Raw genomic sequence first — 1,667 nt, forward strand, 5'->3', positions numbered from 1 at the left:
CGGGACGCTTCTTCGCCCCGGTGCCCGGGACGGGGGTACTCATGGTGAGATCAACTCCGCATTCGCCCCGATGCCTTACGCCGCGTCGTTCTCAGCGCAATCGGGGCAGTCGTCGGGACAGCGGTCCAGGGTGCCGTAGGTGTGAACCTCACAGCGCACACAGGGGTCGACGGACGCGACGTAGTCGCCGTCTTCGGTACGGGTTTCTCCGGTCCAGTCGTCAGCCGGGATCCCAGTCGGTTCGTTGCAGTGGCCGCAGTTGACCTCGCCGGGACGGTAGATAGCCATCAGAGCTCACGCTCGGGCATACCGCCGTGGAGCCTCCACAGGAACTCCGACATGTCGACGCCGACTTCGTGCTCAGCGTCATTGCTGTCGCCATCGACGGCCTCGTTCCAACGTGCGAGAAGTTCTTCGACCTCGGCCAGGTCGGAGGGGCTGAGTTTGGTGATCAAGACGCCGTCCTCCTGCTTGCGGGCCCCGACGAGCGGGGTCGGCTGATGGGGATCGGGCATGGCCCGTGAGGGTCAGAGATTCAGCCAAGAGAGGCTGTTCAGCTCACGCTTCACCCCTCACCGACCACCACCTGCACGCCCGACATCCGGCACTTCTGGCCGCGCACGAAGTGGCGATCCAGTCGGCCGTTGATCAGGTCGACAACCGCACCGCACCCAGCGGACGGACAGCTGACGGCCATCACCCGGCCCTCGTCGTCAAGAAGGGGCATCTCGGGTGCGAGGGCCATCGCGGTTTGCTCGCCTTTCAGGCGTACGGAGAAGGTCACCTCGCCGCCGGCCTGCACGTCATCGAGACACGACTGGCACAGGGGCCGCTTGCGGGCTCTGGCCGTGGCCTCTGGTGACGGGGTCACACGGTGACCGTCGGGGGAGATGCCGGGCGGCAGGCCCGTCTCGGGGTCGATCAAGAGGCTCGGGGCGGTGTGTCGTTCCAGTTCGTGAAACATCGTCGGGCGGCCGCAACAAGGGCACTTCATCAGATAGAACAACGGAGTTCTCACGATCGTCGGAGGCGAGGCCGCGGGCGGCGGTCTGCTGGTCGGGGGGCTTCTCGGCCGGTTCTTGACTCCCCGGCCTTCGAGAACAACAGTACACACTGAAATGCTAATAAGCAACAGTCTTGGGATGCTTCCCGGCCCCCAAGACACGCCGCGGTCCGGCAGCCATCCCGCACGAGAACGCCTTCCCGGTCGTGGCCGGGATGATGTGGGCACGTGCGGTGCCGCGGCGGCCGCGGGAGTGGGGTTCAGAGTGAGCAGGTGGGGAAAGCAGCAGGACCGGCTGGTGATACGGGCCGTCGACGTGCTGTCGGGCGCGCTGAGCGGCGCGGCGCCGGAGCCGGCCCGCCGCATCGTCGCCTCCCGGGCGCTGCTGGCCGTCGAGGAGTTGCTGTTCCCGATGCACGAGGAACTGGTGCTGGCGGAGAACGCGGACGCGGCGGCTCAGGGCGCAACCGATGCGCAGTGGAGGGACGACGCCGCGGTGCGCCGGTGGGTGAGCGAGACGCTGGCCGAGCACGCCTCGTCCTACAACGAGCTCCATGAGGTGTGGGAGGACGATCCGGAGTACGTCGAGCCCCGTGGGGAGCACCCGGTGTGGGCGCTGCTGGAGCTGTCCCCTTTCGCGCGGCGTCTGCGGCTGCCGTCGACG

General features: G+C 67.5%; 3 protein-coding genes and 1 pseudogene. 1 reads left to right on the plus strand and 3 read right to left on the minus strand.

The annotated features are described in order from the left end of the window. Nucleotides 1-75: 75 nt before the first annotated feature. The 3 genes from ABZ281_RS48475 to ABZ281_RS48485 are packed head-to-tail and all read right to left on the minus strand — an operon-like array spanning nucleotide 76 to nucleotide 802. Nucleotides 76-288 carry a hypothetical protein gene (locus ABZ281_RS48475; RefSeq protein WP_031064399.1) on the minus strand — a complete coding sequence of 71 codons (213 nt, stop codon included), beginning with the start codon at nucleotides 286-288 and terminating at the stop codon, nucleotides 76-78. Next, a complete protein-coding gene (locus tag ABZ281_RS48480) occupies nucleotides 288-515 on the minus strand; it encodes a hypothetical protein (RefSeq protein WP_356665135.1) in 228 nt (75 codons plus the stop codon). The genes ABZ281_RS48475 and ABZ281_RS48480 overlap by 1 nt, the downstream gene beginning before the upstream one ends. A gap of 50 nt (nucleotides 516-565) precedes the next feature. Continuing rightward, nucleotides 566-802: a hypothetical protein gene (locus ABZ281_RS48485; protein ID WP_356665137.1), complete on the minus strand. Its 237-nt coding sequence runs from the start codon at nucleotides 800-802 to the stop codon at nucleotides 566-568. Nucleotides 803-1,268: 466 nt separating this feature from the next. Here ABZ281_RS48485 and ABZ281_RS48490 point away from each other — a divergent pair. Continuing rightward, a pseudogene (locus ABZ281_RS48490) lies at nucleotides 1,269-1,667 on the plus strand (hypothetical protein); the annotation flags it as partial.

It is taken from the genome of Streptomyces sp. NPDC006265 (genome assembly GCF_040613555.1).
Taxonomy (GTDB): domain Bacteria; phylum Actinomycetota; class Actinomycetes; order Streptomycetales; family Streptomycetaceae; genus Streptomyces.

What these genes read in the sequence shown, in the direction of transcription:
- ABZ281_RS48475 (WP_031064399.1), bottom strand. Translation starts at nt 288, where the DNA reads ATGGCTATCTACCGTCCCGGCGAGGTCAACTGCGGCCACTGCAACGAA.
- ABZ281_RS48480 (WP_356665135.1), bottom strand. Translation starts at nt 515, where the DNA reads ATGCCCGATCCCCATCAGCCGACCCCGCTCGTCGGGGCCCGCAAGCAG.